Annotated in this window: 12 protein-coding genes; 7 read left to right on the top strand and 5 right to left on the bottom strand. The window is 72.6% G+C overall.

Features of this window, described 5'->3' with window-relative positions; genetic code table 11:
• Positions 1-37 precede the first annotated feature (37 nt).
• Positions 38-1,768: an RNA polymerase sigma factor gene (locus IE275_RS14345; RefSeq protein ID WP_189711562.1), complete on the bottom strand. Its 1,731-nt coding sequence runs from the start codon at positions 1,766-1,768 to the stop codon at positions 38-40.
• A 239-nt stretch (positions 1,769-2,007) separates the two neighbouring features.
• Here IE275_RS14345 and radA point away from each other — a divergent pair, with 239 nt between their 5' ends.
• Both radA and disA read left to right on the top strand, forming a co-directional pair.
• Positions 2,008-3,417, top strand: coding sequence for a DNA repair protein RadA (radA, locus tag IE275_RS14340; RefSeq protein ID WP_189711560.1), 1,410 nt, complete (start codon positions 2,008-2,010; stop codon positions 3,415-3,417).
• Positions 3,418-3,498: 81 nt separating this feature from the next.
• Positions 3,499-4,623: a DNA integrity scanning diadenylate cyclase DisA gene (gene disA / locus IE275_RS14335; RefSeq protein ID WP_189711558.1), complete on the top strand. Its 1,125-nt coding sequence runs from the start codon at positions 3,499-3,501 to the stop codon at positions 4,621-4,623.
• A gap of 288 nt (positions 4,624-4,911) precedes the next feature.
• Here disA and IE275_RS14330 read toward each other — a convergent pair whose 3' ends face one another.
• Positions 4,912-5,733 carry a hypothetical protein gene (locus tag IE275_RS14330; protein WP_189711557.1) on the bottom strand — a complete coding sequence of 274 codons (822 nt, stop codon included), beginning with the start codon at positions 5,731-5,733 and terminating at the stop codon, positions 4,912-4,914.
• A 261-nt stretch (positions 5,734-5,994) separates the two neighbouring features.
• On the opposite strand from IE275_RS14330, the gene IE275_RS14325 reads away from it, so the two are divergent.
• The 5 genes from IE275_RS14325 to cseC all read left to right on the top strand — a co-directional run bounded on the left by IE275_RS14325 (position 5,995) and on the right by cseC (position 10,877).
• Complete coding sequence (locus IE275_RS14325; protein WP_189711555.1) at positions 5,995-6,918, top strand: HhH-GPD family protein; 924 nt, start codon at positions 5,995-5,997, stop codon at positions 6,916-6,918.
• Positions 6,919-7,231: 313 nt separating this feature from the next.
• Positions 7,232-7,774 carry a SigE family RNA polymerase sigma factor gene (locus IE275_RS14320; protein ID WP_189711553.1) on the top strand — a complete coding sequence of 181 codons (543 nt, stop codon included), beginning with the start codon at positions 7,232-7,234 and terminating at the stop codon, positions 7,772-7,774.
• On the top strand, positions 7,759-8,403 hold the full coding sequence (locus IE275_RS14315; protein ID WP_189711551.1) for a hypothetical protein: 645 nt from the start codon (positions 7,759-7,761) through the stop codon (positions 8,401-8,403). Before IE275_RS14320 ends, IE275_RS14315 begins: the two co-directional genes overlap by 16 nt.
• A 408-nt stretch (positions 8,404-8,811) precedes the next feature.
• Positions 8,812-9,510, top strand: a complete 699-nt coding sequence (gene cseB / locus IE275_RS14310) for a two-component system response regulator CseB (protein WP_189711550.1) — start codon at positions 8,812-8,814, stop codon at positions 9,508-9,510.
• 11 nt (positions 9,511-9,521) lie between these two features.
• Positions 9,522-10,877, top strand: coding sequence for a two-component system sensor histidine kinase CseC (gene cseC / locus IE275_RS14305; protein WP_189711548.1), 1,356 nt, complete (start codon positions 9,522-9,524; stop codon positions 10,875-10,877).
• Positions 10,878-10,911: 34 nt separating this feature from the next.
• Here the strand turns inward: cseC and IE275_RS14300 are convergent, their stop codons facing one another.
• The 3 genes from IE275_RS14300 to IE275_RS14290 form a co-directional block, all read right to left on the bottom strand.
• Positions 10,912-11,346, bottom strand: coding sequence for a VOC family protein (locus tag IE275_RS14300; protein WP_189711546.1), 435 nt, complete (start codon positions 11,344-11,346; stop codon positions 10,912-10,914).
• A complete protein-coding gene (locus tag IE275_RS14295) occupies positions 11,343-11,840 on the bottom strand; it encodes a helix-turn-helix transcriptional regulator (protein ID WP_189711605.1) in 498 nt (165 codons plus the stop codon). The genes IE275_RS14300 and IE275_RS14295 overlap by 4 nt, the downstream gene beginning before the upstream one ends.
• A gap of 143 nt (positions 11,841-11,983) precedes the next feature.
• Positions 11,984-13,567 carry an MDR family MFS transporter gene (locus tag IE275_RS14290; RefSeq protein ID WP_189711544.1) on the bottom strand — a complete coding sequence of 528 codons (1,584 nt, stop codon included), beginning with the start codon at positions 13,565-13,567 and terminating at the stop codon, positions 11,984-11,986.
• Between the last annotated feature and the right edge of the window lie 60 nt (positions 13,568-13,627).

The following is a 13,627-nucleotide window of genomic DNA, read 5'->3' as shown; positions in this document are numbered from 1 at the left end:
TCTCCGGTCCTGGCCCGCGGCGCGCACAGCCCGCGGCCTACGAGGTCGCCGGGCTCGGGTCGCCGCCGTCCGTCGGCGGCGTGGAGCCCGGGTCGGTCGGGGACGGGTCGCCGGGGGTGGGCTCCGGGTCCTGGGAGGGCGGCGGGTCGCTGGGCGTGGGCTCGGGAGGCGCCGGGTCCGTGGGGGTCGGGTCCGGGTCGGGCGAGGACGCGGGCGGGCCGGAGGGGCCGCCGGGGCGGGGGCCGGTGCCGGGGTCCGCGGGGCCCGGCGCGGTGCCGTAGCCGTCGATGGACACGACCGTGCCGGCCGGGGCGATCGCCACACGCGCGTGCCAGTGCCCGGCAGGCTCGCGCAGCTGGTCGACGTGGACCTTGACCGTCACGGACTCGCCGGGCCGAAGCGTTCCCGTGGAGCGGCTCAGGTAGAGCCAGGCGGCGCCGGTGGTGGCGGACCAGCGGATCGGTTCTTCGGCGTCCTCGGAGGCGGCCAGGGTGATCAGTGTGGTGTCGCCGCTGGTGCGGGCGGTCACACTCAGCCGGGCGGCGCTCTTCGTGCCGAGTCCCGTGACGCTGACCACCTCGACGGAGACGTCCGGGCCGTCGTCCCCGGTGAAGCCGGTGCCGGGGCGGGTGCTGGCGTTCCCGGCGTTCTCGTAGCCGCCGGCCGCCTCGCTGTCGAGGCCGCCGGAGTCCTGCGCCTCGCCGACACCGGTCGCGCGGCCGTCGACACCCTCGCCGGCCGGGGCACCCCGGTAGGCCGCCCACAGGGCGAAGACGGGCGCCGCGACGACGGCGGCGACCACCGTGGTCGTGACGGCCCGCGCGCGGAGGCGGTCCCGGCGGGCGGCGCGGTCCTTGGGGTCCATCGGGAAGCCGCGCCGGTCGTAGCGCGGTACGGCCGTGCCCCGCGCGCGCGGGAGGTGCGTCAGGGCCATGTGCAGTTCCGCGCGGGGAGCCTCCAGGACGGGCAGCTCGGCGGGGGTGACACCGGCGCCGGGCCAGCGGCCGGGGACGGCTCGCTCGGCGGTACGGCGGCAGCGGGGGCAGTCGTCGACGTGCCGGACGAGCTCGCGGCGCAGGGCGGCGCTGAGGACGAGCTGGTGCTCGCCGGTGAGCCGGGCGACGCCGGGACAGCCGCCGGTCTCGACGACGGCGAGGGCCGCGCGCGTGCGCTCGACCTCGCAGGCGGCGGTGGCGAGCAGCTCGCGGGCCGCCGCGTGGTCCGTGCCGAGGACGGCGGCGACCTCGTGCGCGGCGAGGTGGTGGCGTACGGCGAGTTCGAGCGCCTCGCGCTGTTCCGGTGTGGTGCCGGCGGCCTCCGGCCACGCGAGCAGGGCGAGTTCGCGCCGCCGCCGCTCCTGGAGTTCGTCCGGTACGGCGGCCTCGGCGCGTCGGCCGCCCGGCCGGCGGTGGCCGCCGGAGCGGCCGGCCGCGTGCGTGCTCTGACGTTTCTGCTTGGCCTCGGCCAGCTTGCGCAGGCACGCCCAGCGGGCCAGCGCGTACAGCCAGGCCCTGCGGTCGCCCGCGGCGTCCGGGACGCGCTGGCCGCGCCGCTCGGCGAGGGCGAGGACGTCCCCGAGGGCGGCGGTCGCGGCGTCGTGGTCGCACAGGACGGACAGGCAGTAGGTGAACAGCCCGTCCAGGTACGGCTCGTAGCGCGCGGGGGGACGCTGCGCCACCGTGCGCGCCGCGGCACGGTCGCGCGCCTCCCGGTGCGCCCGGTGTGCGCCGGTCGTGCGGGTCGAAATCTCCGGGCTGCTGCTCATCACCCGTGCGACCGTAGGCGGCACGGAACGCACTCCTCTTGTCCCTTGAGTCCATTTAATCCGTACGGGTGAAACGATCCCTCAATAGGGGACAGGGGTGGGGGGTTCCATGGCCCGTTCGTGACGGGGTGTGGCCGGATCACCGGGGGTTCCCGGCTTTTCCACAGGTGGGAGGCCCTGTGGGAGGTCCGCTCGTCCACAGGCACCCCCCGCTGTCGGTGGCGGCGGTTACGGTGTGACGCATGGCTGCCCGTACGAAGACCACCAAGGACCGTCCGTCCTACCGCTGCACGGAATGCGGCTGGCAGACGGCCAAGTGGCTCGGCCGCTGCCCCGAGTGCCAGGCGTGGGGCACGGTCGAGGAGTACGGCACGCCCGCGGTCCGTACGACGGCGCCGGGTCGCGTCACCACCTCCGCCGTCCCGATCGGCCAGGTGGACGGCCGGCAGGCCACGGCCCGCCCCACCGGTGTGCCCGAGCTGGACCGTGTCCTCGGCGGCGGGCTGGTCCCCGGCGCGGTCGTGCTGCTGGCCGGCGAGCCCGGCGTCGGCAAGTCGACCCTGCTCCTGGACGTGGCGGCGAAGTCGGCGAGCGACGAGCACCGCACCCTCTATGTCACGGGCGAGGAGTCGGCGAGCCAGGTCCGGCTGCGCGCCGACCGCATCGGCGCCATCGACGACCACCTGTACCTGGCGGCGGAGACGGACCTGGCGGCCGTCCTCGGCCATTTGGACGCGGTGAAGCCGTCCCTGCTGATCGTGGACTCGGTGCAGACGGTGGCCTCCCCGGAGATCGACGGCGCCCCCGGTGGCATGGCCCAGGTCCGTGAGGTCGCCGGCGCCCTGATCCGTGCCTCCAAGGAACGGGGCATGTCCACTCTCCTGGTGGGCCACGTCACCAAGGACGGCGCGATCGCCGGCCCCCGCCTCCTCGAACACCTCGTGGACGTCGTGCTGTCCTTCGAGGGCGACCGGCACGCGCGCCTGCGTCTCGTGCGCGGCGTGAAGAACCGCTACGGCGCCACCGACGAGGTCGGCTGCTTCGAGCTGCACGACGAGGGCATCACGGGCCTGGCCGACCCGAGCGGACTTTTCCTGACCAGACGTGACGAACCGGTCCCGGGCACCTGCCTGACGGTCACCTTGGAGGGCCGCCGGCCGCTGGTCGCCGAGGTGCAGGCGCTCACCGTCGACTCGCAGATCCCGTCCCCGCGCCGTACGACCTCCGGTCTGGAGACGTCCCGGGTCTCGATGATGCTGGCCGTCCTGGAGCAGCGCGGGCGGATCAGCGCGCTCGGCAAGCGGGACATCTACTCGGCGACGGTCGGCGGCGTGAAGCTGTCCGAGCCCGCGGCGGACCTGGCGATCGCCCTCGCGCTGGCCTCCGCGGCGAGCGACACCCCGCTGCCCAAGAACCTCGTCGCGATCGGCGAAGTGGGCCTCGCGGGCGAGGTCAGACGGGTCACGGGCGTGCAGCGCAGGCTCGCCGAAGCACACCGTCTGGGCTTCACGCACGCGCTCGTACCGGGCGACCCCGGCAAGGTCCCGGCCGGTATGAAGGTGCTGGAAGTCGCGGACATGGGGGACGCCCTGCGGGTCCTGCCTCGCTCGCGTCGACGAGACGCCCCACGGGAGGCGGAGGAGCGCCGGTAGACTTTGCCCAGGTCTCGCCCGTCCGTACGAACCGAGTGCGCGAAACGGGAGCGCCTCAGAACCTGCGACCGGAGGAGTGCAGTGGCAGCCAACGACCGGGCGGCAGCTCCCGGAAAGTCCGGTGGGAGTTCCGGTGCCGAGGGGCTGATGCGCGCCGCGCTGAGCGCGGTGGCTCCGGGCACACCCCTGCGCGACGGCCTCGAGCGGGTTCTGCGCGGCAACACCGGCGGGCTCATCGTGCTGGGCTCCGACAAGATCGTCGAAACGATGTGCACGGGCGGCTTCGACCTGGACGTCGAGTTCTCGGCCACGCGTCTGCGCGAGCTGTGCAAGCTCGACGGCGGCATCGTGGTCTCCTCCGACCTGTCCAAGATCCTGCGGGCCGGCGTCCAGCTGGTCCCGGACCCGACGATCCCCACGGAGGAGACGGGCACCCGTCACCGCACCGCGGACCGGGTCTCCAAGCAGGTCGGCTTCCCGGTCGTCTCGGTCTCCCAGTCGATGCGCCTGATCGCCCTGTACGTCGACGGACAACGCCGCGTCCTGGAGGACTCGGCCGCGATCCTGTCCCGTGCGAACCAGGCCCTCGCCACACTGGAGCGCTACAAGCTCCGTCTGGACGAGGTCGCGGGAACGTTGTCAGCGCTGGAGATCGAGGACCTGGTGACGGTCCGGGACGTCTCCGCGGTCGCGCAGCGCCTGGAGATGGTCCGCCGCATCGCCACCGAAATCGCCGAATACGTGGTCGAACTGGGCACGGACGGCCGTCTGCTCGCCCTTCAGCTCGACGAGCTGATCGCGGGCCTGGAGCCCGAGCGCGAGCTGGTCGTCCGGGACTACGTCCCCGAGCCGACCGCCAAGCGCTCCCGCACGGTCGAGGAGGCGCTGTCCGAGCTGGACGCGCTCAGCCACGCCGAGCTGCTCGAACTGTCCACGGTGGCCCGCGCCTTGGGCTACACGGGCTCCCCCGAGGCGCTCGACTCGGCGGTCTCCCCGCGCGGCTTCCGCCTCCTGGCGAAGGTGCCGAGGCTGCCGGGCGCCATCATCGACCGCCTGGTGGAGCACTTCGGCGGCCTCCAGAAGCTCCTCGCCGCCAGCGTCGACGACCTCCAGACGGTGGACGGCGTGGGCGAGGCGCGGGCGCGCAGCGTCCGCGAGGGGCTGTCGCGGCTGGCGGAGTCCTCGATCCTGGAGCGGTACGTCTAGCCGGCACTGTGGCAGGTCCGGCGGCCAGGGGCGGTGAGTCCTCGGTGGTCGGCCCTCGGCCGGTCGACCCTCGGCAGTCGACGCTTGCTGGCCGACTCTGGGCGGTCGACCCTGGGCGGCCGACTCTGGGCGGCCGACTCTGGGCGGCCGACTCTGGGCGGCCGACCCTTGACGGTCGGCTCTCGGCGGTCGACCCTCGCCTCGGCTCTCGATGCGCGCCCCTCTCGGCGCGCCCTCCGTGCTCATGGCGCCCGGCCGCACCACCGGGCGCCCCCTGCCCCGGGTGGCTCAGTCGTCCTTGAGCACGAAGGACGTCTGTGCCTTCGCGAACCCCGGGGCCTGCGCCTCCACGAGGTAGGTGCCGGCGCCGGCCACCCCCGCCGGAGGTGTGGCGCACTCGGCGGCGCTCGGCTTGCGGTTCCACATGACGGTGTACGTGAAGGCGTCGCCGGCCGGTACGCGGTACAGCAGGCTGCCGGAGGCCTTGGGGCAGTCGGCCGAGGACCAGTAGTCGTCGGCGCTGCCGGTCTGAGTGATCGTCAACACCGCCTTCTTCGGGCCGAGATCGACCTTGCAGTCGTTGCCCGAGGAGTTCTTGGCGGTCAGCCGGAACGTGGGCGTCTGGTCGGGCGAGTACTCGTTGCGGACACTGCGCAGGCTCAACGTGACCACGCTGGCGGTGCAGTTGGGCAGCGTCGTCCCGGCCGGCAGGGTCGTACCCGAACCGCTGCCGGTGCCGTCGCCGCTGCCGTTGGCGCCGTCGTCCGTGCCACCGCCGCCCGCTGCGGAGCCCGCCCCCTCGTCGCCCGTGCCGCCCGTGCCGCCCGTGTCCGCGCCCGAGCCGCCGCCGGTGGCACCCTCGGTCGACTCGTCACGCCCGCCGGGTGCCTGGCTGATGGCGGGCCCCGACCCGGACGGTCCGGGGGTGATCGAGGACGCGGGATTCTTGCCGTTGGACCCCTTGGCGCCGTCGTCGCCGCCACCCCCGCCCGAGGTGACGATCCAGGTGATGAGCAGCGCCAACAAGGCGGTCACAGACAGCAGTACAACCCTCCGTCGCCAGTAGATGGAGGAGGGAAGCGGCCCGATCGGATTGCGCAGAGATCCCACGGCGCAAACTGTACGAGAGATCGCCGCGTTCGCTGGCCCCACCCGCCGCCCGGAGTACAACTTTTCCGGATCATCATTCCGGATTCCGCGCCCGTGCGCCCCACTTCGCGCCGGCGCGCACCCCCCGGACATTTGCAGCGGCGCCCCTTGCAGCTCTGGCCATGGCTACGGCACGCGCGCGGGGCGGCGGGTCCCCGCCGGACCCGGCCGAGTGGCGGTACGCACACGTGCCCCATCGCGCATGGCAGGATCGGAAGGGCCATGACTGCGCCCACGAAGCCCCCGCACAGCAGCCCCGCCGACGGCGTCGCCGGAGCGGACCTGCACTCCCCCGTCATCGACTGGTTCGAGGACAACGCCCGCGACCTGCCCTGGCGGCACCCCGAGGCGGGCGCGTGGGGCGTGATGGTCAGCGAGTTCATGCTCCAGCAGACCCCGGTCAGCCGGGTCCTGCCGGTCTACGAGCAGTGGCTCGCCCGCTGGCCGCGCCCCGCCGACCTGGCCGCGGAGGCCCCCGGTGAGGCCGTCCGCGCGTGGGGGCGGCTCGGCTACCCCCGCCGCGCCCTGCGGCTGCACGGCGCCGCGGTGGCCATAACGGAGCGGCACGGCGGCGACGTACCGGCGGACCACGCCCAGCTGCTCGCGCTGCCCGGTATCGGCGAGTACACGGCGGCGGCCGTCGCCTCCTTCGCCTACGGGCAGCGGCACGCGGTACTGGACACCAACGTCCGCCGGGTCTTCGCGCGCGCCGTCACCGGTGTGCAGTACCCGCCGAACGCCACCACCGCCGCCGAGCGCAAGCTGGCCCGCGCCCTGCTCCCCGAGGACGAGACGACCGCCGCGCGCTGGGCCGCCGCCTCCATGGAACTGGGCGCCCTGGTGTGCACGGCCAGGAACGAGACGTGCGTGCGCTGCCCGATCGCCGCCCGGTGCGCCTGGCGGCTCGCGGGCAAGCCGGACCACGACGGTCCGCCGCGCCGCGGGCAGACGTACGCCGGTACGGACCGGCAGGTCCGGGGCAAGCTGCTGGCCGTCCTCCGGGACGCGCACGCGCCCGTGCCGCAGAGCGCCCTGGACCGGGTGTGGCACGAGCCGGTGCAGCGCGCCCGCGCGCTGGACGGCCTCGTCGCCGACGGTCTGGTGGAGCCGCTGCCGGGCGGCCTGTACCGCCTGCCGCTGACCTGACACCGGGCCACTTCACAGGCGACCGGCTCCGTCACAGCCCTTCATCACGGTCGACGGCCGTCTGTGTCACGGCCATGGGCGGGACAACTCCGCACATGCATGCATGATTCGGCCTGCCTCTTTACCCCGAACTCATTTCCGTTACACAACCGACGGACAGCCGAGCGCTAGCCGCAGGCTGCTTCGGACAGCCCCGTGACAACACCTCCGTAGCTTCGTTTGCGTGCCCCCCAAGGGCACGAGGGCGACAGACCACGGCAGGAAACCGGCGGACGACCGCGAGCCGGAACGGGGAAAAACGGAGGGGTTGACCATGGCGCAGGGCGAGGTGCTCGGGTTCGAGGAGTACGTCCGCACCCGGCAGGACGCGCTGCTGCGCAGCGCCCGCCGGCTGGTCCCGGACCCGGTCGACGCACAGGACCTCCTCCAGACGGCTCTGGCCCGGACGTACGGCCGCTGGGAGGGCATCGCGGACAAGCGGCTCGCGGACGCCTACCTGCGCCGGGTCATGATCAACACTCGGACCGAGTGGTGGCGGGCCCGCAAGCTGGAGGAGGTCCCCACCGAGCAGCTCCCGGACGCCTGCGTGGACGACTCCACCGAACAGCACGCGGACCGCGCCCTGCTGATGGACGCGATGAAGGTGCTCGCTCCGAAGCAGCGCAGTGTCGTGGTGCTGCGACACTGGGAGCAGATGTCCACGGAGGAGACGGCCGCCGCCCTCGGCATGTCGGCCGGAACGGTCAAGAGCACGCTGCACCGGGCGCTCGCCCGGCTCCGCGAGGAGCTGGAAGCCCGCGATCTGGACGCACGCGCGCTGGAGCGTGAGGAGCGGGAGCGTTGCGCGGCGGCCTGACCCAGGCCGGGCCCTCACCGGCCCGAGGCAATTCCCAGGCGGCGATCACGGCGGTGTCCGTGCTCGCCGCCCTCGGCCTTTTCGTCTCCTCGTGCGGCACGGGAGGCACCGGCGCCCGTGACGAGGGCCCTGCGCACTCCGAAGCGGTGGAGGGCGCCGCCCCAGCCGCCACGCCCTCGGCGGCCCCCACCACCGCCCGGGGCCGGGTGGACGGCGTCCAGCTCGTCAAGAACGACCCCGCGGTCTCCGCGGAGGTCAAACACCAGCTGAAGCCCTGCGTCGGCAACGAGTACCCGGTCGACGTGGCGTACGGCGAGCTGACCGACGGCCCGGAGAGCGACATCGTGGTCAACGTGCTGACGTGCAGCGACGCCGTCGGCATCGGCTCGTACGTGTACCGGGAGACGGACGGCCGGTACGAGAACGTGTTCCGGACCGAGGAGCCTCCGGTGTACGCGGAGATAGACCGGGGCGAACTGGTCGTGACCAAGCAGGTGTACGGGAAGGGCGACCCGGTGTCGAACCCGTCCGGCGAGAACGTGATCACGTACCGGTGGGTGTCGGGCCGCTTCGTCAAGACGTTCAGCTGGCACAACGACTACAGCGAAGCGGCGGGCGAGGACCTGTAGACGGCGGCCGGGAGTGGCCTGCGGGAGCGGTCGGTGAGGTGACGGGAGCGGTCGGCCGGAGTGGCGGGAGCAGCGGGAGCGGCCTGCGGGAGCGGCCCTGCGGAAACATTCGGTGGAAGCGGTCGGCGGAAACAGCCGGTGGAAAACCGTCGGCGGAAGCGCGGTCGCGAAAAAATCTTCCGGCATCGTGAACCGATCGGGGCGCTCGTTCCGATCAATGGATGAGCGGGCCGGGGCGGGACACGTCACGGCCGCCGAGTGAACGCGCGGCACCGCCTACGCGTCCCCCCTAGGGACCGCCCGACAGGCACACGACAGACTGACGACGACCGACACCCCCGCACCGACGACCTTCCACCGAGACCCAGCCCCTACACCGAGACCCCTACGAGGACTGAGAGCACCGGGATGGCAGACCAGACACACGTCCTGTTCGTCGAGGACGACGACGTCATCCGCGAGGCCACCCAGCTCGCCCTGGAGCGGGACGGCTTCGCGGTCACCGCGATGCCCGACGGCCTGTCCGGCCTGGACGCGTTCCGGGCGAACCGCCCCGACATCGCGCTGCTGGACGTCATGGTGCCCGGACTGGACGGCGTGAGCCTGTGCCGGCGCATCCGCGACGAGTCCACCGTGCCGGTGATCATGCTCTCGGCCCGCGCCGACTCCATCGACGTGGTGCTGGGCCTGGAGGCCGGCGCCGACGACTACGTGACCAAGCCGTTCGACGGCGCCGTCCTGGTCGCCCGGATCCGCGCCGTGCTGCGCCGCTTCGGGCACGCGGGCGGCGGTGACCGGAGCGAGGAGACCGCGCCCGACGGCGGTGTGCTGACCTTCGGGGACCTGGAGGTGGACACCGAGGGCATGGAGGTCCGCAAGGCCGGCCGGCCGGTGGCGCTGACGCCGACCGAGATGCGCCTGCTGCTGGAGTTCTCCTCCGCCCCGGGCACGGTCCTGTCCCGGGACAAGCTGCTGGAACGCGTGTGGGACTACGGCTGGGGTGGTGACACCCGGGTCGTCGACGTCCATGTGCAGCGGCTGCGGACGAAGATCGGCCAGGACCGTATCGAGACCGTCCGTGGCTTCGGCTACAAGTTGAAGGCCTGAGCGGCGGGGGTATGCGGGGGATGTTCCGACACCTGGTTCCCGACCGCGTGGAGCGCGCGGGCATCCGCACGGGCCTGCGGTGGAAGCTCAGCGCGGCGATCGCGCTGGTCGGCGCGCTGGTGGCGATCGCGCTCAGCCTGGTCGTGCACAACGCGGCGCGGGTCTCCATGCTGGACAACGCGCGCGACCTCGCCGACGAGCGGGTCCAGATCGCCCAGCGCAACTACGAGCAGACCGGGCGGCCGAACTTCCCCAAGATCATCCTTGATGATCCCCGTCTGCCGCCCGCACTGCGGGAGAAGGTCGACGAAGGGCGCCGGGCGACGTTCGTCTCCGACAGCCCGCACGGAGGCCCCGACATCTGGGCGGCCGTACCGGTCAAGGGCGGGCATGTCCTGTCCCTGCACACCGGGTTCACCGACCGCAGCACCGACATCCTCAACGACCTCGACCAGGCCCTGGTGATCGGCTCCATCGCGGCCGTCCTCGGCGGCAGCGCGCTCGGGGTGCTCATCGGCGGGCAGTTGTCGCGCCGGCTCCGTAAGGCGGCGACCGCGGCCAACCAGGTCGCCAAGGGCGAGCCGGACGTACGCGTACGGGACGCGATCGGCGGGGTCGTCCGGGACGAGACCGACGACCTGGCGAGCGCGGTGGACGCCATGGCGGACGCCCTTCAGCGGCGGCTGGAGGCCGAGCGCCGGGTCACGGCCGACATCGCGCACGAGCTGCGCACCCCGGTGACGGGCCTGCTGACGGCCGCCGAACTGCTGCCGCCGGGCCGGCCGACCGAGCTGGTCCTGGACCGCGCCAAGGCGATGCGCACCCTCGTGGAGGACGTCCTGGAGGTGGCCCGGCTGGACGGCGCCTCGGAGCGCGCCGAGCTTCAGGACATCCTGCTGGGCGAGTTCGTCTCCCGTCGGGTGGCGGCCAAGGACCCGGCGGTCGAGGTGCGGGTGGTGCACGAGTCGATGGTCACCACCGACCCCCGGCGGCTGGAGCGCGTCCTGTTCAACCTGCTCGCCAACGCCGCCCGGCACGGCAAGCCGCCGATCCAGGTCACCGTCGAGGGCCGGGTCATCCGGGTCCGCGACCACGGCCCCGGCTTTCCCAAGGATCTGCTGGCCGAGGGGCCGCGCCGCTTCCGCACCGGGAGCGCCGACCGCGCGGGCCACGGCCACGGGCTCGGCCTGACGATCGCGGCGGGCCAGGCCCGGGTCCTGGGCGCCCGGCTGACCTTCCGCAACGTCCGGCCGGCGGGGGCCCCGGACCACATACCCGCCGAGGGGGCGGTGGCCGTCCTGTGGCTGCCCGAGCACGCGCCGACCAACACGGGGAGCTACCCGATGATGCCGCTGTCGGGAGGCTGAGCCGAAAGCACGGGCCGCCGCCGCCCGTGCTCGCTCAGCCGAAGTCCTTCGAGAAGTCCAGCTCCTCGTTGCGCTCGGTCAGGGAGTACCAGTTGCCGTTGTCGTCACGGAAGATCGCCTCGATGCCGTAAGGACGCTCCCGCGGTTCCTGGATGAACTCGACGCCGCGTGCGCCGAAGGTCGCGTAGTCGCCGCGGCAGTCGTCCGTGCGGAAGGCGCCCGCGCCGATGACGCCCTTGCTGACCAGCTTCTTCAGGGCCTCGGAGGATTCCGGGTCGAGGCCGGGGCCGTCGAGGCTCATCAGGGCGAGTTCGACGTCCGGCTGGTCCTTGGCGCCGACGGTGACCCAGCGCATGTCGCCCATGGCGAGTTCGGTGCGCACCTCGAAATCGAGCTTCTCGGTGAAGAAGGCCTTGGTGCGCTGCTGGTCGAAGGTCCACACGGTGGTGATGCCCAGGCCCTTGATCATGGTTCTGCTCTCCCGTCGGTCGAGGGGTCCTGTCCGTCACCGTAGGCAGGGCCCGGGCCGGGGCGCTTCTCCGAAGTTGCGGTCTTCGTGGCGGGCCCGGCCGTGGGCCTCGTCGTGGGGAAGCCGCCGGCCCAGAGCATCGCGTAGCAGCCGGGGATCAGTGAGGCGCCGCGGCCGACGTACCGGGCCCGGTAGGCGCTGGGGGTGAGCCCGGTGCGGGTCTTGAAGCGGCTGGAGAAGGTGCCGAGGCTGCTGAAGCCGACCAGGTGGCAGATCTCGGTCACGCCGAGGTCGGCGGTGCGGAGCATCTCCTCGGCCCGCTCGATCCGGCGGTGGGTGAGGTACTGGCCGGGTGTCTCGCCGTACGCCTCCTTGAAGGCGCGGACGAAGTGGTAGCGGGAGTAGCCGGCGTGCGCGGCCACGGCGTCCAGGTCGAGCCGCGGATCGGCCCAGTCGCGGTCCATGGCGTCCTTGGCCAGCCGCAACTGCCGCATCTTGTCCATGAGGCCGATGGTGGCACGCGGGACCGACAGGGACGCGGGGTGCGGTACCGGCTCCCCCGCGTCGGTGGACGGCGCCGCGCATGACGAAGGCCCCCGGGGCGGACACCGACCGGGGGCCTCACATCAGGTGGGGATCAGACCGCCTCGACCACCGGCGGAGCGGCGGCCGCGCCGTCCGTCGAGTCGTCGGCCGGCTTCTGCGGCCCTGCGCCCTTGAGCGGGACCTCCTTGACGAACACCGCCGCCGCCAGCGCGGCCACCGCCACCACCGCGCCCAGCAGGAACGCCGAGTGGGTACCGGAGGACACCGCGTGCTGGTAGGCCTCGCGGGCCGCTTCCGGCAGCTTGGCCAGGCTGGCCGCGTCGAGCTGCGCGGACTGCTCGGTGATCTTCGAGCCCAGCGCGCCGGCCCGCTCGGACATGACGTCCTGGACCCGGTTGTTGAACAGCGCGCCCATGATCGCGACACCGAAGGAGGAGCCGAGCGTGCGGAACAGGGTGGTGGAGGAGGACGCGACGCCCATGTCCTTCATCTCCACGCTGTTCTGCGCGACCAGCATGGTGATCTGCATCAGGCAGCCCATGCCGAGGCCGACGACGGCCATGAACACACCGGAGGTGAACCGCGACGTGCCCGTGTCCATCGTGGACAGCAGGTACAGCCCGATGACCATCAGCACGCTGCCGACCAGCGGGAAGACCTTGTACTTGCCGGTGTTCGTGGTGACCCGGCCGGCGACCATCGAGGTGACCAGCATGGCGCCGAGCATCGGCAGGAGCAGCAGCCCGGAGTTGGTCGCGGAGGCGCCCTGGACCGACTGCTGGTAGAGCGGCAGGAAGAGGGTCGCGCCGAACATCACGAAGCCGGTGATGAAGCCGATCAGGGACATCAGGGTGAAGTTGCGGCTGCGGAAGATGTGCAGCGGCACGATCGGCTCGGCGGCCCGGGTCTGCCAGAACACGAACCCGATGAGCGAGGCGACGCCGATGCCGATCAGCTCCATGATCCGCGCCGACGTCCAGGCGTACTCCGTACCGCCCCAGGTGGTGACGAGGACGATGGAGGTGATGCCGACGGTGAGCAGCGTGGCGCCCAGGTAGTCGATGCGGGCCTGCGAGCGCTTCCGCGGCAGGTGCAGCACGGCGCTGATCAGGCCGAGCGACACCACGCCGAGGGGCAGGTTGATGTAGAAGGACCAGCGCCAGCCCCAGTTGTCGGTGATGGTGCCGCCGACCAGCGGGCCGCCGATCATCGCCAGCGCCATGACGCCGGCCATCATGCCCTGGTACTTGCCGCGCTCGCGCGGCGGGATCAGGTCGCCGATGATCGCCATGACGCCGACCATCAGACCGCCGGCGCCGAGGCCCTGCACGGCGCGGAAGCCGATGAGCTCGCCCATGTTCTGGGCCATGCCGCTGAGCGCGGAGCCGATCAGGAAGATCACGATCGACGCCATGAAGGCGCCCTTGCGCCCGTACATGTCGCCGAGCTTGCCCCAGATCGGGGTGGAGGCCGCGGTCGCGAGGGTGTACGCGGTCACGACCCACGAGAGGTGTTCGAGCCCGCCGAGGTCGCCGACGATGGTCGGCATCGCGGTGCCCACGATCATGTTGTCGAGCATCGCGAGCATCATGGTGATCATGAGTGCGAGCAGGACGACCCGCACGCTCTTCGGCTGTTTCTCCGGCTCCGTCTCGGCCGGCCGTATGTCCGCCATCTTTCCCACTCCCCTGGGTACCACTCCGGGCTGGCCACTTACTTGCCGCCCGGCTAGTTG

It is taken from the genome of Streptomyces phaeofaciens, assembly GCF_014648915.1.
Classification (GTDB): domain Bacteria; phylum Actinomycetota; class Actinomycetes; order Streptomycetales; family Streptomycetaceae; genus Streptomyces; species Streptomyces phaeofaciens.
The sequence above is the reverse complement of the archived record's forward strand: the minus strand, read 5'-3'. Positions and strand labels throughout refer to the sequence as shown.

Coding starts and splice junctions, on each gene's coding strand:
- radA (WP_189711560.1), top strand. CDS start 2,008: ATGGCTGCCCGTACGAAGACCACCAAGGACCGTCCGTCCTACCGCTGC.
- IE275_RS14325 (WP_189711555.1), top strand. CDS start 5,995: ATGACTGCGCCCACGAAGCCCCCGCACAGCAGCCCCGCCGACGGCGTC.
- IE275_RS14320 (WP_189711553.1), top strand. CDS start 7,232: ATGGCGCAGGGCGAGGTGCTCGGGTTCGAGGAGTACGTCCGCACCCGG.
- cseB (WP_189711550.1), top strand. CDS start 8,812: ATGGCAGACCAGACACACGTCCTGTTCGTCGAGGACGACGACGTCATC.
- cseC (WP_189711548.1), top strand. CDS start 9,522: ATGCGGGGGATGTTCCGACACCTGGTTCCCGACCGCGTGGAGCGCGCG.
- IE275_RS14300 (WP_189711546.1), bottom strand. CDS start 11,346: ATGATCAAGGGCCTGGGCATCACCACCGTGTGGACCTTCGACCAGCAG.
- IE275_RS14295 (WP_189711605.1), bottom strand. CDS start 11,840: ATGCGGCAGTTGCGGCTGGCCAAGGACGCCATGGACCGCGACTGGGCC.
- IE275_RS14290 (WP_189711544.1), bottom strand. CDS start 13,567: ATGGCGGACATACGGCCGGCCGAGACGGAGCCGGAGAAACAGCCGAAG.